This window comes from Kribbella amoyensis (genome assembly GCF_007828865.1).
GTDB lineage: Bacteria > Actinomycetota > Actinomycetes > Propionibacteriales > Kribbellaceae > Kribbella > Kribbella amoyensis.
Genome location: NZ_VIVK01000001.1, coordinates 6,387,133 through 6,407,783, shown reverse-complemented (window position 1 = coordinate 6,407,783; position 20,651 = coordinate 6,387,133). Strand labels below are relative to the sequence as shown.

The 20,651-nt window shown below is 70.9% G+C and carries 17 protein-coding genes and 1 pseudogene; 11 read left to right on the top strand and 7 right to left on the bottom strand.

The genetic code is table 11. From position 1 onward, the window contains the following. Positions 1 to 233 precede the first annotated feature (233 nt). Entirely contained in the window at positions 234 to 1,427 is a 1,194-nt protein-coding gene (gene metK / locus FB561_RS29765; RefSeq protein WP_145812470.1) for a methionine adenosyltransferase, read from the top strand. Positions 1,428 to 1,532: 105 nt separating this feature from the next. Further along, positions 1,533 to 3,566: a primosomal protein N' gene (locus FB561_RS29760; RefSeq protein ID WP_145812469.1), complete on the top strand. Its 2,034-nt coding sequence runs from the start codon at positions 1,533 to 1,535 to the stop codon at positions 3,564 to 3,566. A gap of 103 nt (positions 3,567 to 3,669) precedes the next feature. On the opposite strand, the gene FB561_RS29755 is transcribed toward FB561_RS29760, so the two are convergent. Next, positions 3,670 to 4,668 (bottom strand): ArsR/SmtB family transcription factor, encoded by a 999-nt coding sequence (locus FB561_RS29755; RefSeq protein WP_145812467.1) that lies wholly within the window; start codon positions 4,666 to 4,668, stop codon positions 3,670 to 3,672. Positions 4,669 to 4,762: 94 nt separating this feature from the next. Here FB561_RS29755 and FB561_RS29750 point away from each other — a divergent pair, with 94 nt between their 5' ends. Continuing rightward, the gene (locus FB561_RS29750; RefSeq protein WP_145812465.1) at positions 4,763 to 5,983 is read left to right on the top strand and encodes an MDR family MFS transporter; all 1,221 of its coding nucleotides are present in this window, start codon (positions 4,763 to 4,765) and stop codon (positions 5,981 to 5,983) included. A 9-nt stretch (positions 5,984 to 5,992) separates the two neighbouring features. Next, positions 5,993 to 6,616, top strand: a complete 624-nt coding sequence (locus tag FB561_RS29745) for an HAD family hydrolase (RefSeq protein ID WP_145812462.1) — start codon at positions 5,993 to 5,995, stop codon at positions 6,614 to 6,616. 10 nt (positions 6,617 to 6,626) lie between these two features. Here the strand turns inward: FB561_RS29745 and FB561_RS29740 are convergent, their stop codons facing one another. Both FB561_RS29740 and FB561_RS29735 read right to left on the bottom strand, forming a co-directional pair. After that, positions 6,627 to 7,790 (bottom strand): hypothetical protein, encoded by a 1,164-nt coding sequence (locus tag FB561_RS29740; protein WP_238335123.1) that lies wholly within the window; start codon positions 7,788 to 7,790, stop codon positions 6,627 to 6,629. Between the two features lie 4 nt (positions 7,791 to 7,794). After that, complete coding sequence (locus tag FB561_RS29735) at positions 7,795 to 9,198, bottom strand: C39 family peptidase (RefSeq protein WP_238335122.1); 1,404 nt, start codon at positions 9,196 to 9,198, stop codon at positions 7,795 to 7,797. Positions 9,199 to 9,415: 217 nt separating this feature from the next. On the opposite strand from FB561_RS29735, the gene def reads away from it, so the two are divergent. Genes def through FB561_RS29715 form a run of 4 tightly spaced genes read left to right on the top strand, consistent with a single transcriptional unit; the run spans position 9,416 to position 13,347 of the window. Further along, entirely contained in the window at positions 9,416 to 9,964 is a 549-nt protein-coding gene (gene def, locus FB561_RS29730; RefSeq protein WP_145812459.1) for a peptide deformylase, read from the top strand. Further along, entirely contained in the window at positions 9,961 to 10,914 is a 954-nt protein-coding gene (gene fmt / locus FB561_RS29725; RefSeq protein ID WP_145812456.1) for a methionyl-tRNA formyltransferase, read from the top strand. Before def ends, fmt begins: the two co-directional genes overlap by 4 nt. After that, complete coding sequence (locus FB561_RS29720; protein WP_145812454.1) at positions 10,911 to 12,293, top strand: RsmB/NOP family class I SAM-dependent RNA methyltransferase; 1,383 nt, start codon at positions 10,911 to 10,913, stop codon at positions 12,291 to 12,293. Before fmt ends, FB561_RS29720 begins: the two co-directional genes overlap by 4 nt. Positions 12,294 to 12,351: 58 nt before the next feature. Further along, positions 12,352 to 13,347 carry a DMT family transporter gene (locus FB561_RS29715; protein WP_145812452.1) on the top strand — a complete coding sequence of 332 codons (996 nt, stop codon included), beginning with the start codon at positions 12,352 to 12,354 and terminating at the stop codon, positions 13,345 to 13,347. A gap of 23 nt (positions 13,348 to 13,370) precedes the next feature. On the opposite strand, the gene FB561_RS29710 is transcribed toward FB561_RS29715, so the two are convergent. Both FB561_RS29710 and FB561_RS29705 read right to left on the bottom strand, forming a co-directional pair. Further along, the gene (locus FB561_RS29710) at positions 13,371 to 13,994 is read right to left on the bottom strand and encodes a hemerythrin domain-containing protein (protein WP_170284806.1); all 624 of its coding nucleotides are present in this window, start codon (positions 13,992 to 13,994) and stop codon (positions 13,371 to 13,373) included. A gap of 136 nt (positions 13,995 to 14,130) precedes the next feature. Then, entirely contained in the window at positions 14,131 to 15,111 is a 981-nt protein-coding gene (locus tag FB561_RS29705) for a DMT family transporter (protein WP_420371350.1), read from the bottom strand. Positions 15,112 to 15,202: 91 nt separating this feature from the next. Here FB561_RS29705 and FB561_RS29700 point away from each other — a divergent pair, with 91 nt between their 5' ends. Then, positions 15,203 to 16,393 carry a cysteine desulfurase-like protein gene (locus FB561_RS29700; RefSeq protein ID WP_145812447.1) on the top strand — a complete coding sequence of 397 codons (1,191 nt, stop codon included), beginning with the start codon at positions 15,203 to 15,205 and terminating at the stop codon, positions 16,391 to 16,393. Here FB561_RS29700 and FB561_RS29695 read toward each other — a convergent pair. Beyond that, on the bottom strand, positions 16,383 to 17,492 hold the full coding sequence (locus tag FB561_RS29695; RefSeq protein WP_145812445.1) for a Gfo/Idh/MocA family protein: 1,110 nt from the start codon (positions 17,490 to 17,492) through the stop codon (positions 16,383 to 16,385). The two genes, FB561_RS29700 and FB561_RS29695, sit on opposite strands and share 11 nt — an antisense overlap. A gap of 203 nt (positions 17,493 to 17,695) precedes the next feature. Between FB561_RS29695 and FB561_RS29690 the strand changes: the two genes are divergently transcribed. After that, the gene (locus FB561_RS29690) at positions 17,696 to 19,267 is read left to right on the top strand and encodes an alpha-amylase family protein (protein WP_145812444.1); all 1,572 of its coding nucleotides are present in this window, start codon (positions 17,696 to 17,698) and stop codon (positions 19,265 to 19,267) included. Next, positions 19,240 to 19,776, top strand: a pseudogene (locus tag FB561_RS29685) (winged helix-turn-helix domain-containing protein); the annotation flags it as partial. The gene FB561_RS29690 and the pseudogene FB561_RS29685, both read left to right, overlap by 28 nt. On the opposite strand, the gene FB561_RS29680 reads toward FB561_RS29685, so the two are convergent. Further along, complete coding sequence (locus FB561_RS29680; RefSeq protein ID WP_145812442.1) at positions 19,724 to 20,566, bottom strand: ABC transporter ATP-binding protein; 843 nt, start codon at positions 20,564 to 20,566, stop codon at positions 19,724 to 19,726. The pseudogene FB561_RS29685 and the gene FB561_RS29680 sit on opposite strands and share 53 nt — an antisense overlap. Positions 20,567 to 20,651: the final 85 nt, after the last annotated feature.

Sequence of the window (20,651 nt, the reverse complement as noted above, 5' to 3'; positions counted from 1 at the left end):
AGGCAGTATGCGTCGGGCGAGGAGGCTTGTCTGCGGCCCGTTAAAATCTACCATTTCAGTACAGATTGTCCGACATGTGAGCCGGTGATCCTGCGATGTGGACAGATCGGCCGTCTGGCGGTGGCGTTGGGCTGAACTGCTGGCATACTGCCGAGGTGCATCGCTGAAGCCGGTGCGACGGACGGGGTGTGAGCTCCGTCGTAGATGGCAGACCGAATACCTGAGGGAGAACCGTGGCACGGCGCCTTTTCACGTCCGAGTCGGTGACGGAAGGTCACCCGGACAAGATCGCTGACCAGATCAGCGACTCCATCCTCGACGCCCTTCTGGCCGAGGACCCGAAGAGCCGCGTCGCGGTGGAGACCCTGATCACGACCGGCCTGGTCGTCGTGGCCGGCGAGGTCACCACGACGGCGTACGTGGACATCCCCGGCATCGTCCGGAACCGGATCCTGGAGATCGGCTACGACTCGTCGCTGAAGGGCTTCGACGGCGCCTCCTGTGGTGTCCAGGTCGCGATCGGCAGCCAGTCGCCGGACATCGCGCAGGGCGTCAACACGGCGTACGAGAGCCGCGCCGACTCCTCCACCGACGCGCTCGACCTGCAGGGCGCGGGCGACCAGGGCCTGATGTTCGGCTACGCGTCGAACGAGACCCCGGAGCTGATGCCGCTGCCGATCACGATCGCGCACCGGCTGTCCGAGCGGCTGTCCGAGGTCCGCAAGGACGGCACGATGGCGTACCTGCGCCCGGACGGCAAAACCCAGGTCACGGTCGAGTACGACGGTGACCAGGCGGTCCGGATCGACACCGTCGTGGTGTCCAGCCAGCACGCCGCCGACATCAGCCTCGACTCGATGCTGACGCCGGACGTGAAGAAGCACGTCGTCGACCCGATCCTCGAGCAGTTCGAGATCGACTCCAGCGACTACAAGCTGCTGGTGAACCCGACCGGCCGCTTCGAGATCGGCGGCCCGATGGGCGACGCGGGTCTGACCGGCCGCAAGATCATCATCGACACCTACGGCGGCATGGCCCGGCACGGTGGCGGCGCCTTCTCGGGCAAGGACCCGTCGAAGGTGGACCGCTCGGCCGCGTACGCGATGCGCTGGGTCGCCAAGCACATCGTCGCCGCCGGCCTGGCCGCGCGCGCCGAGTGCCAGGTCGCGTACGCGATCGGCAAGGCCGCCCCGGTCGGTTTCTACGTCGACACGTTCGGCACCGAGACCGTGCCGGTCGACAAGATCACCGAGGCCGTGCTCGAGGTCTTCGACCTGCGTCCGGCCGCGATCATCCGCGACCTGGACCTGCTCCGGCCGATCTACACCCAGACCGCCGCGAACGGCCACTTCGGCCGCACCGGTGACGACTTCACCTGGGAGCGCCTGGACCGCGTCGACGCCCTCAAGGCCGCCGCGACCAAGTAACGACCGCAGTCTCCGGATGCCCGCCGCCCCTCGGGGTGGCGGGCTTCCGTGTGTCTGTCCACAGGCCTCCCGGTGGTTGTCGGGCGGGCGGACTAGAGTTCCCGAGTGGCATCGGACTCCCCAGAGCAGCTGACCCTGCTGCGCGACACCGTGCGCCGGTCGCGGACGAAGGAGCCGGCCGGGATCACCTCGTCGCTGCCGATCGCCCGGGTCGCGGTCGACGTCTCGCTGCCGCACCTCGACCGGCCGTTCGACTACCTGGTGCCCGACGACCTCGCCGAGGCGGCGCAGCCCGGGGTCCGGGTGAAGGTCCGGTTCGCCGGCAAGGACGTGGACGGGTTCGTCCTGGAGCGGTTGGAGGCGTCCGAGCACGACGGCAAGTTGGCCCGGATCCGCAAGGTCGTCTCCGCCGAGCAGGTGCTGACGCCCGAGGTGGCCGACCTGTGCCGCGCGGTCGCCGATCGGTACGCGGGGGTCTTCGCCGACGTCACGCGGCTCGCGGTCCCACCCCGGCACGCGAAGGTCGAGGGCGAGCCGCTCCGCTGCAACCAGCCGGGCCCGCCGGTCGTGTCCACCTCGCTGTCCGAGTGGTCGCCGTACCAGCACGCCAACGGCTTCCTCGACGCCGTCCGCCGAGGCGAGGCGCCCCGCGCGATCTGGACCGCCGTACCGGGTGCCGACTGGGCCGTCGCCTTCGCCCAGGCCGCCGCCGTCTGCGCATCGACCGGCCGCGGCGCGCTCCTGCTCGCACCCGATGCGCGCGACCTGGAGCGCTTGGCGGCCGCGTGTACCGCGGTGCTGGGCGAGCGTGGGTTCGTCACGCTCTCCGCCGACCTCGGCCCGACCGCCCGGTACCGCGCCTTCCTCTCCGCCCTTCGTGGCTGCACCCGCGTCGTCATCGGGACGCGGGCAGCCGCCTTCGCGCCGGTCGCCGATCTCGGGCTGGTCGCGTTGTGGGACGACGGCGACGACTCGTATGCCGAACCACGCGCGCCGTATCCGCATGCGCGAGAGGTGCTGCTCCTCCGGGCGTACCGGCAGCAGTGCGCGATGGTGGTCGGCGGGTTCGCACGGTCGGCGGAAACGGCGGCCCTGCTCGAATCCGGATGGGCGGCCGAGCTGATCGCGGATCGCACGGTGATCCGGGCCGCGGCACCGGCGGTCCACATCGCGGGGGAGTCGGACCGCGATCTCGCCCGCGACCCGGCGGCTCGGGCAGCCAGGTTGCCGCACCGCGCGTTCGAGGTCGCGCGCGAAGGGCTGAAGACCGGGCCGGTGCTGGTCCAGGTACCACGGGCGGGGTACTTGCCGAGCTTGGTCTGTCAGACATGCCGTACTCCGTCGCGGTGCACGGCATGTGGTGGTCCGCTGCGGCATACGGGTTCGACTGGTCCGGCGAGTTGCGCGGTCTGCGGTCGGCCGGCCGCGGATCACCGGTGCCCGGAGTGTGGGGATCCGCGGATGCGTGCTGCCGTGGTCGGTGCGCGTCGGACGGCGGAGGAGTTGGGGAGAGCGTTCGCGGGTGTGCTCGTGCGGACTTCGGGCGGGGACAAGATCCTGGACGCGGTGTCGTCGGAGCCCGCGTTGATCGTGAGCACTCCGGGCGCCGAGCCGGTTGCGGAAGGTGGGTACAGCGCTGCGTTGTTGCTGGACACGTGGTTGCTGCTGGCGCGGCCGGATCTGCGGGCGCCGGAGGAGGCGGTACGGCGCTGGTTCAACGCGGCGGCGCTGGTCCGGTCGGCGCGTGACGGTGGTGCGGTGATCATGATGGGCGAGCCGTCGGCAACTCCGTTGCAGGCGGTCGTGCGGTGGAGCCCGGAGGGGTACGCGACTCGCGAGCTCGAGGAACGTCGTGCGGCCCGGTTGGCTCCGGCAGCCAAACTCGCCGAAATCACCGGCTCGGCGGAAGCGGTCGCGGACCTGATCACCAGGATCCGCCAGCTGACCGATTCGTCGTCCGGGCTGGAGGTTCTTGGGCCGGTGCCTACCGACGACGAGACGGTCCGCGCGGTGGTGCGTACACCGCGGACGTACGGGTCGGCGCTGGCGCGGATCCTGAAGGAAGCCCAGTCGTCCCGCAGCACCAAGAAGGTCCCAGGCCCCCTCCGAGTCCAGGTCGACCCCGCGACGTTCGGTTAGCTTCGGTTCCTGCGTTGGGCTGATGCTGTTGGTTCAAGCTGAAGTCCGCTGCATCCCGCAGCCGCGTACTCACCTGCCGCACCCCGCGTCTATTGGGTGCGGTTCAGGCTGTGGTGGCTAGGGGGTTTACTCCGGCTGCTGTGAGGAGGTGGTTGCCGAGGGGCGTTCTGTAGTAGAGGACTGTTCTGCCGTCTCGGTGGGAGTCGACTACTCCTGCGTTGCGGAGGATTGCGAGGTGGACGCTCAGGGTTGGGGCCGAGAGGTCCAGTTGGTGCGCCAGGTGGGTCGTGGACATCGGGAGGTCTAGGTGGCTCACGATGGCGGCTCTTGTACGCCCCACCAGGTCGGCGAGCGCCGAGTCGTTGGTGTCTTGTTGGCTGACCCACAAACGCCCCAGGCCGCGTGGCGGATACGTGATCGTCGGGACGTGCGGGGCACCGGTTACGGGCAACGCCACAGGCCAGGTGAAGACGCAGGGGACGAGGAGGACTCCTTGGCCTGCTTGGGGTTCGCCGTCGGGGCAGACGAAGGGGCGGTCGATCTCGATGCGGTCGCCGGCGAAGCGGACCGACGGGTGGAGGTTGCGGAAGAGCCGGTCCAGGCCGCCGCTGGCCAATTCGTCCAGCCGGAACGCCAGGTCCTCCTGCAGCAGCGCACGCATTCGGCGCCAGTCCGGTTCGAGGGCGCGGTGCCAGTACGTGCGCAGGGCGTCGGTGATGCGGACCAGTGCGGCTTCGGGGTCGGCGATCAGTTCGGGGATCACCGGGTGCGGGTTCCCGCGGTTGAGCCGGCCCAGCTCGTCACGGACCAGGTCGAGTGGGGTCGCCTCGATCGCGGCCAGGCCGGATTCGAGGCTGGTCGAGCGGCGGGGTGGGGCCGGGGTGATGAAGTCGGGGATGTACCCGAACGACGGGATGAGGGCTTTGAGCAACTGCATGTCGTCGCCGGCCGTGAGCGGGGCGACCCGGCGCAACCACGGTCCGTGCACGCTGCCGAGCGAATTGTTGCTGAGCGCGCGGACACTGGTGACCGCTTCCCAGACCGGCGAGAACGCGAACCGGATCCGGCCCACGTCGTCCGGTTTGAGCCTGATCCTGATCACGTCCACACCTTAAGCGGACGACCACCGTACGAGCGAGGATTAGTCCTCTGCCTAATCTTCGACACGCCCGGGACACCGCCCGGATGCTGGTCGCATGACGGTCGTCACCCCTGTTCGCGAGAGCTCCTCGCGGCTTCCTCGCGCGTTCTGGGCGCTCTGGGTCTGCCAGTTGGTCAACCGGCTCGGCAGCTTTGTCCAGCCGTTCCTCGTCCTGTACCTCACCCAGGGCCGTGGCCTCTCCGCCGGGACCGCGGGTGCCGTCGCTGCCGCGGTCGGGGCCGGTTCGGTCGTGTCACAGCTGGTCGGCGGCTGGCTGTCGGACCGGGTCGGGCGGCGCCGGACGATGCTGGTCGGCTTCTTCGGGACCGCGGCCGCGCTGATCCTGCTCGGCTCGGCCCGGTCGATGGAGCTGATCTGGGTGGCCGCGTTCACCGTCGGGTTGATGGGCGACCTGTTCCGGCCCGCGGTCCAGGCGACGGTCGCCGATCTGCTCCAGCCGGGGGAGCGGGTCCGCGCGTACGGGCTGCTGTTCTGGGCGATCAACCTCGGCTTCTCGGTCTCGACCGTCAGCGCCGGCGTACTGGCGAACATCGGGTTCGGCCTGCTGTTCTGGATCAACGCCGGGACCTCGGTCGTGGCCGCGCTGGTGATCTGGTCGATGGTCCCGGAGACCCGCCCGGTGGTCGAGCAGGCGTCCCGGCGGCCGTTGCTGCCGGTGGCGTTGCGGGACACGACGTTCCTGCTGATGATCCTGCTCCAGATCGGCTACGCGACGATCTACTTCCAGGGCTACTCCACGCTGCCGCTGGCGATGTCCGGCGACGGGCTGCCGAACTCGACGTACGGCCTGGTGATCGCGTTGAACGGGCTCGTCATCGTCGTGGTCCAGCCGTTCGTCAGCCGGTACCTGACGAAGCTGGACCGGCCGAAGCTGCTCGCGACCTCGATGCTGATCGTCGGCCTGGGCTTCGGGGTCGGCGCGGTGGTCTCCACCTGGTGGGGGTATGCGCTGTCCGTCGTCGTCTGGACCGTCGGGGAGATCGGGTTCGCGGCCGTGATCGGCGCCGTGTTCGCGGATCTCGCGCCGGTCGATCTGCGCGGCGGGTACCTCGGGCTGGCCGGCAGCATGTCGTTCGGGCTCGGCTCGGTGATCGGCCCGATCGTCGGCACCAACTCGCTCGAACACCTGGGCGCGACCACCACCTGGCTTGCCTGCGGCGTCCTCGGCGTCGTCCTCTTCGCGGGCCAGCTCGCCCTCGCGCCCGCATTGCACGCTCGCGCCGCTGGTACCGCCTCCGCCGAGGCCGCCACGTAGGGTTGCGCCATGAGCGAGCGGACTGTCGACACTGTCGTCTTCGACATCGGGGGAGTACTGCTGGACTGGAACCCGGACTACCTCTACGCCGAGCTGATCCCGGACGAGGCGCAGAGGCGGCACTTCCTCACCACGGTCACCACGTCCGCCTGGAACCTCGAGCAGGACCGCGGCCGCCCGTGGTCCGAGGCGGTCGCCGAGCTGTCCGCGCTCCACCCCGAGCACGCCGAGTGGATCGAGGCGTACGACACGGGCTGGCTCAAGATGGTGCAGGGGTTGTTCGACGACACGGTCGCCGTGCTGACCGAGCTGCAGCAGGCCGGGATCCCGACGTACGCGCTGACCAACTTCTCCGACGAGAAGTGGGAGGTCGCCAAGGACGCGTTCCCGGTGCTGACGACGTTCGACGGTGAGGTGGTCTCCGGGCGTGAGCAGACCGTCAAGCCGGGCGAGAAGATCTACCGGATCCTGATCGAGCGCTTCGACCTCGACCCGGCCCGCACGTTCTACACCGACGACGTCCAGCACAACATCGACGGGGCCCGGACCGCCGGCCTCGACGCCGAGCTGTACACCTCGGCCCCCACCCTCCGCGCTCACCTGCACAAGCGCGGTCTCCCGATCAGCTCCTGACCCGGCGGCGTCAGGTGGCAGGCAGGGCGAGCGCTTCGGTGTACTTGGTGCCGGCGCCGAGGTGGGCGGCTTCGATGATGACCTGGTCGTCCTGGCAGGCCGGAGCCGTGATCGCGGTGTCCGGCGGGCCGGCGTAGACGATCTGGGGGCGCGGCTGCCCTGGTTGCCAGCGGTGCAGCTGGTACGTCTCGGCGCCGTTCTTGACGGCGCGGACCTCCCAGTGGATCCAGTTGCCGCACGCAATGATCGTGTCGGTGACGACGCGGCCGAGGGACCGGGCCGCGGCGTCCGGTGACTCGCGGAGGTAGGCGCTGCTCTGGTACTGGTCCGGGTCGGCGGCGCCCACCTCGGACCAGACCGTTGCCCCGCGCAACGAGGCGCCACTCCACTGCAGGCACTTGCGGCTCGCCGGGATCTCGCGGGCCGGTCCACCGGACAACGACGCGGTCAGCAGGCGCTTGCACCGTTGCGCGGTCTGCGGCGCCGTGATCTCGCTGAACGTGACCGAGTCGGCCGAGACCACCGGATCAGCGACGTACCCCGGGTCCGCGACGCAGCTGACCGTGCTCGCCTTGAGGGTGTCGAGCGCGGCGACGACGAGGCAGGACCGGCGCCTGCTGTCCGTACTGCTGTACGCGAACAGCCCGTTGTAGGCACCGATCTCCGGCTCGGAGATCCGGGGGAGTCCCTGCTGCGAGGCGAGGTCCGTCCTCCGGCCGGTCCCGAGGTCGTACCGGTACGCGCGGATCTCCGGATTCGGCCCGTCGGAGCGAATGTCCTCGACCAGGGCCCACCGGTCGTCGATCACCACCGGCGACTGAGCCACGAACCCGGCCGGCGGCAGGTGCCGGACCACGGTACGGCCGCCCGCGCGTTCGGTGATCGTGGTGGTCCCGGCCTCGTCGCTGGCGCGGGTGACGAGGTACTTGCGTTGCTGGGTGACCACGTGCTGACCGTCGACGGGTTGCCGCAGGATCCGCGACCACGTCGCCGGTTTCGCCGACGAACCGGGCGACGGGGTCGTCGGCGTACCTGAGCTTGTCGGGGAAGCAGGCGACGTCGGCGAGGTGGACGGACTTCTGGAGTCCGACCCCGAGCACGCGGTGGCGAGCAGGGTGACCGTGAGGGCGCCGGCGAGCAGTCCGGACGTCCTCGGAGCGGTGGTGGGACGCATCCGCCTACAGGCCGATGTTCTTGAACTGGTTCGCCAGGGTGGCGTTGAACAGCGCCGACGCGGGGATGTTCTTCGGGCCGTCGGTGACGTTGCCGCGGCTGTTGAAGCGGCGCTCGTTGAACACCTCGAAGATCCCGATCGTGCCCGCGTTCCGGTCGTACCCGCGGCCGACCTGGTAGTGCCCGCTGTGGTTGAACGCGAGGTACGGGAAGTACCGCTTGAGCAGCTGGACGTGCTCGATCACCGGGGCCGGGGCGCCGTCACCGAGGTGGTTCTGGTGCACCTGGAAGAACTTCTGGGTGGTCCAGTGGCCGACGTTCTGCACGATGTACGTGCCGGCCGCGATGTCCCAGTTCGTCTTCAGGTTGGTCTGTTTGACCATCGCGGAGATCGCGGTACCGGACGTGGTCGCACCGAGGTCCTTGGCCCAGGACGCCTGGGTGTCCTTCTGGTTGTCGTCGGCCCAGTCGATCGACTGGAACGTCGCCGGGCCACACCAGTACCCCTTTTCCTGCGAGGTCTGGAAGCCCTTCATGATGTATTTCGAGGCGGGCAGCGTCTTGACCGCGGCCGGCGGGTTCACCGGCGGCGGGGAAGGCTTGCCGGTCGGCGGGGTCGGCGGCGGGACCGTCCCGTCCGCCCGCGGCTCGGCCTCCCGCGACTGCGTCGACGGCGTGCCGGTCGAAGGCGTGCCAGTCGAAGGCGTGGCAGTCGGGGTCGAGGGCGTCGGGGTCGAGGGCGTCGGAGTCGGGGACGTCGGCTGGGCCGGTGGGGGATTGCCGTTGTCGTCGAGGAGGCGGAGGGCGCGGGCCTTGTCGCGGCCGTCCCAGGCGCTCTGCATCTCCTCGAGCTCCGCGTTGACGCGCGCGGTCTTCGGCATCGCCGCCCGCTCGCTCACGAACGCGGCCGGGCTCTGCGCCCCGGTCGCGATGTCCTGCTCGACCACCGAGCCGTCGGCGGCCCGGTCCTGCGCGGACACGGCCGGCGCGCTGACGGCCTCGCTCAGCTGAGCGCCACTCGGCACCTTGTCGACGAAGCCGAGTCCGAGGCAGTAGTTCTCGTCCTCCAGCTTGAAGCAGCGCATCACCTGCGTGGACTGCTGGGCGACGTCGGCCGACCGGAGCGAGATGTCGCCGGGCGAGGTCTCGGCGACCTGCTGGGCGACCTCGCTCCAGGACCGCGCGGCCGGCAGCGCAGCCGGATCCGGCTCAGGCGCGACGGTCGGCGTCGGGCCGGCGGTCGGATCCGTTTCGGGCCCGGCCTGGTCGTCCGGCGCGGTGCTGGGTGTGGTGGCCGGAACGACCGGTCCGCCGGGTGCGGCGGGCGGGACGTACGGGCCGGATGGTTCTCGCGGTTCATATGCGGCGGCCGACGGAGCCTGGGCGAGCAAGGCACCCAGGAGGATCACTGCGGCTGCCCCCCGTGTCGCTGTGGGCATGGTGGTCTCCCGTTGGGCGTGTGGCTGGTGTGACTGTAGGTACGCCTGAGACCACAGTACGTGCTCGCGGCAACAAACGGGAGGCCCGGGCCCGATCGATGGCCGGCGGTGAGGTCCCGGCCGTCGCGGCCTAGTGCGCCGCACTAGACTTGGCGGGTCCTGGTTCGCCTCGGTGTTCGGAGTCTGTGTGTCGGTCCAACCCATCCGCCTGTTCGGCGATCCCGTCCTCACCACCAGGGCCGAACCGGTCGTCGACTTCGACGCCGAGCTCCGGCGGCTGGTCGCGGATCTCACCGACACGATGCGGACGGCGCCGGGGATCGGCCTGGCCGCGCCGCAGATCGGCGTCGGGCTGCGGGTGTTCACGTACCACGTCGACGGCGAGTTCGGTCATCTGGTGAACCCGGAGCTGACGTTGTCGGCCGAGGACCAGTTCGGCCCCGAGGGCTGCCTGTCGATCCCCGGCCTGACCTTCGACTGCCGCCGCGCCGAGCAGGTCGTCGCCAGGGGCTTCGACATGTACGGCGAGCCGGTGGTGATCGAGGGCTCCGACCTGCTGGCCCGGTGCATCCAGCACGAGACCGACCACCTGGACGGGGTGCTGTTCGTCGACCGGCTGGACACCGACACCCGCAAGCTGGCGATGAAGGCGATCCGGGAGGCGGAGTGGTCCGGCCTGGCCGGTCCGCCGCGGATCAAGGTGTCGCCGCACCCGACGAACGGATTCGGACTGTGAGACTCGTCTTCGCCGGCACCCCCGAGGTCGCCGTCACCGCGCTCGCCGCGATCGTTGCCAGCGGCCACGAGCTGGTCGCCGTCGTGACCCGCCCGGACGCACCGGCCGGCCGTGGCCGCAAGCTGGTCGCGTCACCCGTCGCGGAGTACGCCGAGCAGCTGGGCGTGGAGGTGCTCAAGCCGGTCAAGCCCAGTGACCCCGAGTTCCTCGAGCGGCTCCGCGAGCTCGCGCCGGACGCCTGCCCCGTGGTCGCGTACGGTGGGCTCCTCCCGCAGGCCGCGCTCGACATCCCAGAGCACGGCTGGATCAACCTGCACTTCTCGGTCCTGCCGGCCTGGCGGGGTGCCGCGCCTGTGCAGCACGCGATCATCGCCGGGGACGACGTGACCGGGGCGAGCACCTTCCGCATCGTCAAGGCGCTCGACGCGGGGCCGGTGTTCGGGGTGCTGACCGAGCGGATCGGCCCGCACGACACCGCCGGCGTCCTGCTCACCCGGCTGGCCGAGTCGGGTGCGAAGCTCCTGGTCGACACCCTGGACGGTGTCGCGGCCGGAGTCCTCGAGGCCCGGGAGCAGCCGGCCGACGGGATCTCGATCGCGCCGAAGCTCAACGTCGAGGACGCCGAGCTCGATCTGCACGCCCCGGCGCACCGGGTTGACCGGCTCGTCCGCGGCTGCAACCCGGCACCTGGTGCGTGGACGACGTTCCGCGGTGAGCGGCTGAAGGTCCTGGAGACCGAGCTGACCGACGAGGAGCTGGCGCCGGGCGAGCTCCGGACCACCAAGTCCACCGTCACGGTCGGCACCGGCAGCAAGGCGGTCCGGTTGCTCACGGTCCAGCCGCAGGGCAAGAAGCCGATGCTCGCGGCCGACTGGGCCCGCGGTGTCCGGATCACCGACGAGGACCGGCTCGGTCCTGTCGCCGACGCGGGGGAGCAGTCCGGGTCGTGAGTGACCGCTCTCCACGCAACCGTGCCCCGCACCGCCGTCCCGACAAGGTCCGCCAGCTCGCGTACCGGGTGATCCGCCAGGTCAACGGCGACGACGGGTACGCGAACCTCGCCCTCAACAAGGCCCTGCGCGACCAGCGGCTCGGTGGCCGCGACGCCGCGTTCGCCACCGAGCTCGTCCACGGCACGCTCCGCTGGCAGGGCACGTACGACGCGTTCCTCGCGCGCAGCGTGTCCCGCCCGCTCGGCGAGCTGGATCCCGAGCTGCTCGACCTGCTCCGGCTCGGCACGCACCAGCTGCTCCGGATGCGCGTCGACTCGTACGCCGCGGTCAACGAGATGGTCACCCTGACCCGGTCCGAGGTCGGTCAGAAGCGCAGCGGCCTGGTCAACGCGGTGCTGCGCAAGATCAGCCAGCGCTCCTTCGACCACTGGATCGACGCGGTCGCCCCTTCTGAGGACGAGGACCGGCTCGGTCATCTCTCGATCGCGAAGGCGCACCCGCGCTGGGTGATCGACGCGTTCGCTGACGTGCTGGGCTCCGGTCAGGCCCTGGACGAGCTGCTCGACGCCGACAACGAACCACCACGCGTCACTCTGGTCGCGCGACCGGGCCTGGCCGACGTGGACGAGCTGATCGAGGCCGGAGCCACCCGCGCCCGCTGGTCGCCATACGGGGCGGTGCTGCAGGGCGGGGGAGACCCGGGGAGGATCAGTGCCGTTGCCACGGGTCGTGCGGGCGTCCAGGACGAGGGGTCGCAGCTGGTGGCGACTGCGCTCGCCACGGCGCCGTTGGAGGGCAGCGACACCAAGTGGCTCGACCTCTGTGCGGGACCAGGCGGTAAGTCGGCGTTGCTGGCTGCACTGGTGACCGAGCGCGAGGGGGAGCTCACCGCGGTCGAGCCGCTGAAGCACCGTGCCGAGCTGGTCCGCTCCAACCTCCGCGCCGTACCGGGTGACCATCGTGTGCTCGTGGGCGACGGAACGAAGCCGACGTGGCCCTCCGGGTGGTACGACCGGGTCCTCGCGGACGTGCCGTGTACCGGACTCGGTGCGCTGCGCCGTCGACCGGAGGCACGGTGGCGGCGTACTCCGGAGGACGTGACCGAGCTGCGTCCGCTCCAGGAGGCGCTGCTCGGATCCGCGATCACCTCCGTCCGGCCGGGCGGCCTGGTCGCGTACGTCACGTGCTCGCCGCATCCGCACGAGACGCGCGAGGTGGTCGACGCCGTCCTCGGCCGCCGGGGTGATGCCGTACTGGAGGACGCGCGGCCGTTGTTCCCCGGCGTACCGTCGCTGGGTGACGGGCCGGATGTGCAGCTGTGGCCGCACCTGCACGGCACGGACGCGATGTACCTGGCCCTGATCCGGCGGACGTGAGTGTTCGTACTGCGGACCTGATGTCAGGCGCAAGCCGTCCGACGGTCATGATGGAGGGGTGACCACGACCGCACCCCGCCCCGTCCGCAGCGCCCAGCACCATCAGCTCCTCGGGCTCTCGGCCGCTTTCGGGATCGGCGTCCTGGTCGCGATCCAGTCCCGCGTGAACGGCGATCTCGGCAACCGCCTCGGGGACGGCATCCCGGCCGCGCTGATCTCGTTCGGCTCCGGCCTGGTCCTGCTGCTGATCGCCTGCGCGGTCGTGCCGCGGATCCGGACGTCGCTCGGCCGGGTATGGAGCACGATCCGGACGCCGTCCGCGAAGGCCATCGGCGAGCTGCGCTGGTGGCAGTGCATCGGTGGGATCGCGGGCGCGTTCCTGGTCGCGACGCAGTCCATCACGGTCGCGGTGATCGGCGTGGCCGTGTTCACGGTCGCCGTGGTTGCGGGTCAGGCCGTCAGCAGCCTCGTGGTCGACCGGCTGGGCTTCGGCCCCGCGGGACCTCAGCCGTACACCCCGCTGCGCATCGTCGGTGCCGTCGTCGCCCTGGTCGCGGTGGTGCTCGCCGTGTCCGACCGGCTGAGCCACCCGTCGGGCCTGCTTCTCGCGGTACTGCCCGCCCTCGCCGGTATCGGCACCGCGGTCCAGCAGGCCATCAACGGACGGGTAGCCCGTACTGCGTCGCCTGACGCATACGGTGCGGTCGCTGCGGCCGTCATCAACTTCCTGGTCGGCACCACCGCGCTCGCGATCGTGTTCCTGATCGACCTCGGGTTCCGCGGCGCACCGCGACCGCTGCCCACCGAACCGTGGCTGTACGTCGGCGGCGCGTGCGGGGTCGCCTTCATCAGCCTGGCGGCCGCCGTGGTCCGGGTGGTGGGCGTGTTCGTCCTCGGCCTCGGCACGATCGCGGGCCAGCTGATCGCCAGCCTCTTCATCGACCTGTTCCTGCCTGCTGGGACCAACGAGGTCACGGCGGCCGTCGTCGCCGGCACCCTGCTGGCCCTGATCGCGGTGGTGGTCGCCGCCATCCCCAACCTCCGCCGCGGCTGACGACGGCGGAGGCGGGGAGTAGGTCAGGCGGTCCGCACGACACGGGCGTACGCGGCGTACTGCCGGCGCCCCGCGATCTTCCACAGCACCCGGACCGGAGTCGGCAGGTCAGCCAGGAAGACCCGCTCCTCCTCAGGCGTGGCCTCCTCCAGCAAGGCGCCGAGCAGGAGCAGCTGCTTACGCTTGTCCTTGAGCTGGGTCGCCGCCCGTTCTCCGATCGCCTCCCACTCGGCGACGGTGAGGTTCTCCCGCACGATCGGCAGGATCTCGGCCTCCTCCTCGGCCATGTGCTGGTCCAGCACCGCCGAGGCGTCCCGAAGCGCCGACGCGAGCCGCTCCCCGTCGTTCTTCCGCGCGGTCGCGGCCCAGATCGGCCCCAGCTTCTCGATCCGGCCGAGCGCGTCGGACAGCGCCGCGTGCTGCTTCTCCATCCGGTGCACCAGTTCCTGGTGCGGTTGCGCCCGCTCCAGCAACGGCGGCCAGAGCAGCTCGTCCTCGGCCTCGTGGTGGTGGTGCAACGCGGTGACGATGTCGGCGAGGTGCCCGGCGAGCAGCTTCGCCCGCTGTGTGTCCCCCTCCGGCACCTGCGTGATCAGGTCCGGCAGGATCCGGAACTCCCGCCGGAACACCCGATGCACTACGACCATCTTGTGCGTATCCGGTTGTGCGCTTGCGTTCATGCTTCCCCCTGATGCTGAGCGCTGGTGTGTTGTGCGCTGCTGACGAGCGCGGCACCGCGTCGTGGCCGGCCTTCTCCCCCCGGCTGCCACGGCGCCACTCAGCTCACGGTACCGGAGTGGCCTCGACCGGTAGCGGGGTTTTCGGCCGTCGCAGCCGGAACGAGCGCAGCACCCCCTGCGAGACCGCGACGCCGGTGAGCACGATCAACGCCCCGACCGGCTGGTACCAGGTGAGGTGCTCGTCCAGCACCGCGACGCCGACGGCGATCGCGAAGATCGGCATCAGGTAGGTGACCATCGAGGCCATGCTCGCGCCGATCAGCCGGATGTTGCGCAGGCTGAGCACGAAGGCGATCCCGCTGCCGAGCGCTCCCAGCGCGACCACGCTGCCGATCACCTCGGCGGACAACGACCACGGCGCCGGCGGGGCCGTCCCGGTCACGATCGGCGCGACCACGGCGAGCTGAACCGTCGCGCAGAGCAGCAGGCCCGCCGAGAGCGCGGTCCCGGAGAGCTGGCTGCCGGCGACGAACTTCTTCTGGTACGGGACCGCGATGCCGTAGAAGAAGGCGGCCGTCATGCACAGCAGCTGGCCGGTCAGGTCGGCGCCGCCCTCCAGGTTCCAGGCGCCGAGCACGACCATCATCCCGGCGAACCCGACCAGCAGACCGAGCACCCGCTGGACGGTGAACTTCTCGGTCCGGAACACCAGCACCGCCACCGGCAGCACGATCAACGGGGTGATCCCGTTCCAGATCCCGGCGAGCAACGACGGCACCCGCTGTTCGCCGTACCCGAACAGGGTCCACGGGATCGCCGAACCGATCGCGCCGAGCACGAACGTGTGCGCCCAGATCCGCGGCTCCCGGGGCAACGACTCCCGCTTGATCGCCAGGATCACCAGCAGCGCGAGCGACCCGCAGAGGACGCGGCCGAGGGCGAGGTACATCGGATGCAGTTCCCGCACCCCGACCGAGATGAACAGGAACGAGCAGCCCCAGATCGCGGCCAGGGTCAGCATGGTGGGAAGCCAGGCCCGGACCGGGGGCCTGTCAGGAGTCGTCAGTGTGCTCACTCCTGACATCCTGCACCACGATCCCGACATTTCGCGTCCCGATATCCGAATCCGGACCGGCCTCTGTCTGCTGTCGGACCGGTGGGAGAGGATGACCGGCATGGGTACATTCGAGGTCGAGGCCGTCCGGAAGCAGTTCCCGGGACTGGCGGAGGGTGCGGCGCATTTCGACGGGCCCGGTGGCTCGCAGACGCCGCAGGTGGTCGCCGACACGGTGGCCCGGACGATGGTGTCGGCGCTCGCGAACCGGGGCCGGCTCACCCCGGCCGAGCGCCTGGCGGACGAGATCGTGCTGACCGCCCGCCAGGCGATGGCGGACCTGCTCGGCGCGGATCCCCGCGGCATCGTCTTCGGCCGCAGCATGACCCAACTGACGTACGACTTCGCCCGCACCCTTGCCAAGACCTGGCGCCCGGGCGACGAGGTCGTCGTCACCCGGCTCGACCACGACGCGAACGTCCGCCCGTGGGTCCAGGCCGCCGAGGCCACCGGCGCGACGGTTCGCCGGCTCGGGTTCGACCCGGAGACCTCCGAGCTCGACGACCTGGCCCCGCTGCTGTCCGACCGGACGAGGCTCGTCGCCGTGACCGCCGCCTCCAACCTGCTCGGCACCCGGCCCGACCTGGAGAGTCTCGCCCCGCTCGTCCGCGATGCCGGCGCGCTCTTCTATGTCGACGGCGTCCACCTCACCGCCCACGCGCCGGTCGACGCCACGGTCGGCGACTTCTACCTCTGCTCGCCGTACAAGTTCTTCGGCCCGCACTGCGGCGTACTCGCTGCCGCGCCGGCGTTGCTGGAGACCCTTCGGCCGGACAAGCTCCTCCCGTCGACCGACGTCGTCCCGGAACGCTTCGAGCTCGGCACCCTCCCGTACGAACTCCTCGCCGGGACGACCGCGGCCGTCGAGTTCATCGCCGGACTCGGGGGCGACGGGGACACCACGAGAGCGCGGTTGCGGAGTTCGCTCGAGCTGCTGGAGGCGTACGAGGACGTGCTGCGCGCCGACCTCGAATCACGGCTCGCCGCGATCGACGCGGTCACCCTCTACGGCCACGCGCGGCACCGGACGCCGACCCTGTTGTTCTCCGTCGCCGGGTACGAGTCCGCCGAGGTCGCCGCGAAACTCGCCGAGCGTGGCATCAACGCACCGGCCGGCGCCTTCTACGCGATCGAGCCGTCACGGCACCTCGGTCTGGGCGACACCGGGGCCGTCCGCGCCGGGCTCGCCCCGTACACGAACCAGGCCGACGTGGACCGCCTGGTCGAGGCGGTCCAGGACCTCAGCTCCTGACCGCCCACGGCACCCCGGTGCCGTCCATCCGGGCCCAGAACGGGTCGTCGGCGGTGATCTCGCCCCGGCGGACCGGCCGAGCCGTGAACGCGGACTTGTAGATCGCGGCCACCAGCTCCAACGTCACCCGGGCCGCCGCCAGCGTCACCGGCGGCGCCTGGCCGGAGTCCAGCGCGTCCAGGGCGGCGCTCACCTGCGGACTGTGGCCACTCGGCTGACCGCTCGGTCCTTCGGCCCAGGTGGCCGCGACCTCGTCCTCGAACCCGGGCGCGGCCGTCACGGTGAAATCGTCGTCCGAGTACCCGTACAGGTGCTCGAGCTCGACGGTCGCGTGCTCGAAGTCGAACCGCAGCGTCGAGGTCTCGCGCGGGGAGACGACCGAGTTCACGACGCTCGCGAGCACCCCGGACCCGAAGCGGACCAGCGCCATCGACACGTCCTCGGTCCCGGTGTCGCGGGACGTCCGGGCCGCGATCGCGGTCACCTCGGACCACTCGCCGAGCGTCGCCAGCAGCAGGTCCATCTGGTGGATGCCGTGACCCATCGTCGGCCCGCCGCCCTCGATCTCGAACGACCCGCGCCACGGCACCGCGAAGTACGCCGCGTCCCGGTACCACTGGGTGTGGCAGGTCGCGATCAACGGCCGCCCGAACGCCTCCGACTCGACGATGCCGCGCAACCGGCGTGCGCCCGACCCGAATCGGTGCTGCGAGACCACCGCCACGAACCCGGGGGAGTCCGCTTCGGCCGCGAGCAACTCGTCCACCGCCGCGAGCGACACGGCCAGCGGCTTCTCCACCACCGCGGTCGCGCCGGCGGCCAGGGCTTCCTTCGCCAGGGCGACGTGGCTCCCGGGTGGCGTGCAGATGTGGACCAGGTCGATCCCCTCGCCGGCCGCGAGCGCCTCGGCCAGGCTCGTGGTGGCCAGCGGCATCGACCAGGTCTCGGCGAACTCCTTCGCCCGGGCCAGGTCCACGTCGACCGCGGCGACCAGCTCGGCCCGGGCGCCACCGGCGGAATCCCGGGCACCGGTCAGGGCGTTGGCGTGGGCCGAGGCGATGCCGCCGGCCCCGACGATCGCGACGCGGTACGGGGGCATGGGTCCTCCAGGCGGGGGAAGCGTTTACCATCAACGGTCGGACCTTTGTCTATCGCAGCGCGCGGCGGTCCGTCAAAGCATCTTGACCCTGCTTCGAAGCAATAACTAAAGTCTGTGGGGTAAATCGTCCTCGTCGCCCGAGCGCCGGTTCGTCCCGCCCTCGGTGCAGGCAGCGCAGGACGGCCAGGTGGAGGAGAGTCCGCGTGAGAGAGCCCAGCAAGGTCTTCGTCCAGGCCGGTCCCGCCGACCGCCTGGTCCCGGCCGTCCCCGCCGGTCACCGCTGGACCACGGCCGGCGTCGAGGTCACCTGGTCGGCCGATGGTGAGATCGGTGTCGGTGCGGCCGGCGACGTCTCCCGGGTCGCGGTGCGCTGGGACGAGCGGGTCTCCCCGGAGACCCTCGTCCTCGGCGACGCGTGGGAGCGGTCGTACGGCGATCTGCAGTGGCGTCACCTGCAACCCGATCGCTTCCTCCCGTGGTATTTCCTCGCCCACGACCGCGCGAGTGGGACCACGACCGGGATGGGCGTGGACGTCCAGCCGAGCGCGTTCTGCTCCTGGACCGTCGACCCCGACGGCATCACGCTCTGGCTCGACCTGCGCAACGGCGGCGGCCCGACCCGGTTGGGCGGGCGCACCCTGACCGCGGCCGTCGTCCGGCAGTTCGAGGACGCCGGGACGCCGTGGCTGACGCTGAACGCCGCCGTCGAGGCGATGAGCTCGCGCCTTTCGTCGCGTCCGGATCCGACTCCGGTGGTCGGCGCGAACAACTGGTACTACGCGTACGGCGAGAACTTCGACGAGAAGGCCGTCCTCCAGGACGCGGCCACGATCGTCGAGCTGGCCGACGGGCATCCGGTCAAGCCGTTCAGCGTCGTCGACGACGGCTGGAACCCGGGCGGCAACGGCTCCGGTGGCCCGTGGGACAGCGGCATCCCCGGACTCTTCGACGACCTGGCCGGGACCGCCGCCGCGATCAAGGAGCTCGGTGCCCGTCCTGGTCTGTGGTTCCGCCCGTTGCTGTCCCGCGAGAGTGGTCCGTGGGGCCGGGCCGGTCGTGCGGACGGACCCGGGCGTGCCCTCGACCCGACGTACCCCGAGGTGCTGGACCTGGTCCGGGCGGATCTGGCCCGGTTCCGCGACTGGGGGTTCGAACTGGTCAAGCATGACTTCAGCAGCTACGACCTGTTCGGCCGGTTCGGTCCGGCGATGGGGGCCCGGCTGACCGGTGGAGGCTGGCAGTTCCACGATCCGGCCCGGACGACGGCCGAGATCGTGCTCGACCTCTACCGGGAGATCCGGGCGGCGGGCGACGGCCTGGTCCTGATCGGGTGCAACACCGTCGGCCACCTCGCGGCCGGCCTGGTCGACGTGCAGCGGACCGGTGACGACACCTCCGGCCGGGACTGGGAGCGGACCCGGAAGATGGGCGTCAACTCGCTCGCGTTCCGGCTGCCGCAGCACCAGCGGTTCTTCACCCTGGACGCCGACTGCGTAGCCTGTACGCCGCAGACGCCGTGGGAGCTGAACCGCAAGTTCCTCGACCTGGTGGCCCGTTCAGGAAGCGCGCTCTTCGTGTCCGTGGACCCGGCCGCCCGGACCGAGCAGACCGATCAGGACCTCGGCGACGGGATACGGTTGGCACTCAGTGGGGGTGACACGATCGAGCCGCTCGACTGGCTGGTGAACACCACGCCGACCGACTGGCGGACCACGAGCGGCACCGTCCACTACGACTGGTCGCTGCCGTGGGGCGCGGATCCGGCCGCGGGCTGAGTGACCGTGAAGCCAGGACAGGGGGAGCGGTGAGCACGGAGCAGCGGCCTGCCGTCGTGCGCCGGGGGACCAACCTCGACCGCGTCGGCGGGTTCAACGACACCGTCGTACTGGACGCGATCCGGCGGGCCGACCAGCGGCTGAGCCGGGTCGAGCTGGCGGCCGCGACCGGCCTGTCCGGCCAGGCGATCTCCAACATCACCCGCCGCCTGCTCGACGCCGGCCTGGTCCGCGAGGCCGGCCGGCAGAAGGGCACCGGGATCGGCAAGCCGCGCACCCTGCTCGAGCTCGAACCCACCGGCCAGTACGCCGTGGGCGTGCACCTGGACCCCGCCGTCGTCACCGTGGTCGTGCTCGACCTGACCGGCGAGGTGGTCGCCCGGCGCAGCGGTGAGACGCCGGCCTCGGACGATCCCGACGAGCTGATCGCGGGGATCGCCGCGACGGTCGAAGAGGTCATCGAGGAGGCGGGCGCACCCCGGCAGCGCGTGGTCGGTGTGGGCATCGCGGCGCCCGGCCCGATCGACGTGGACCGCGGCGTCGTCGTCGACCCGCCGAACCTGACCGCCTGGCACCCCGGAGGACGGAATGCGCGCGGTCCAGGGGCCTGGCCTGGATCACCAGTTCGCGGTCGTTGCGGAGGTCGTCGACATCGTGCTCGGCGACCATCCGGCCGGCGCTGATGATGCCGACCCGGTCGCAGATCTGCTGGACCTCGCCGAGCAGGTGGCTCGACAGCACCACGGTCCGGCCTTCGGTGCCGAGCTCGCGGATCAGTTGCCGCATGTCGCGCATCCCGGCCGGGTCCAGCCCGTTCGTCGGCTCGTCGAGGATCACCAGCTCCGGATCCTTGAGCAACGCGGCCGCCACGCCGAGCCGCTGCTTCATCCCGAGGGAGTACGTCGAGAACCGGTCCTTGGCGCGGTCCGCGAGATCGACGAGGGTGAGCACCTCCTCGATCCGGCGCCGCGGCACCGCGGCGTACTCGGCGAGCAGCCGGAGGTTGTCGAGGCCGGACAGGTACGGGTAGAACGCGGGCGACTCGATCATCGACCCGGTCCGCGCGAGCACCTGGGCCTGTCCCGGCGCACCGCCGAGGACCCGGACGGTTCCGCTGGTCGGCGAGATCAGGCCGGTCAGGATCCGCAGGGTCGTGGTCTTCCCGGCGCCGTTCGGCCCGAGGAATCCGTACACCTCACCCGGTCGCACCGTCAGATCGACGCCGTCGACCGCGAGGGTGTCGCCGTATTGCTTGGTCAGCCCGGTGACCCGCACCAGAGGCTCCGCTGTCTTGGTCATACCCCGACAGTGCCGTCCGGGCACGCTCCGTCGCGTCGGCTCGGGGGAGTGACCTCAGCTACCGCCGGGGGAGTACGCCGGATGG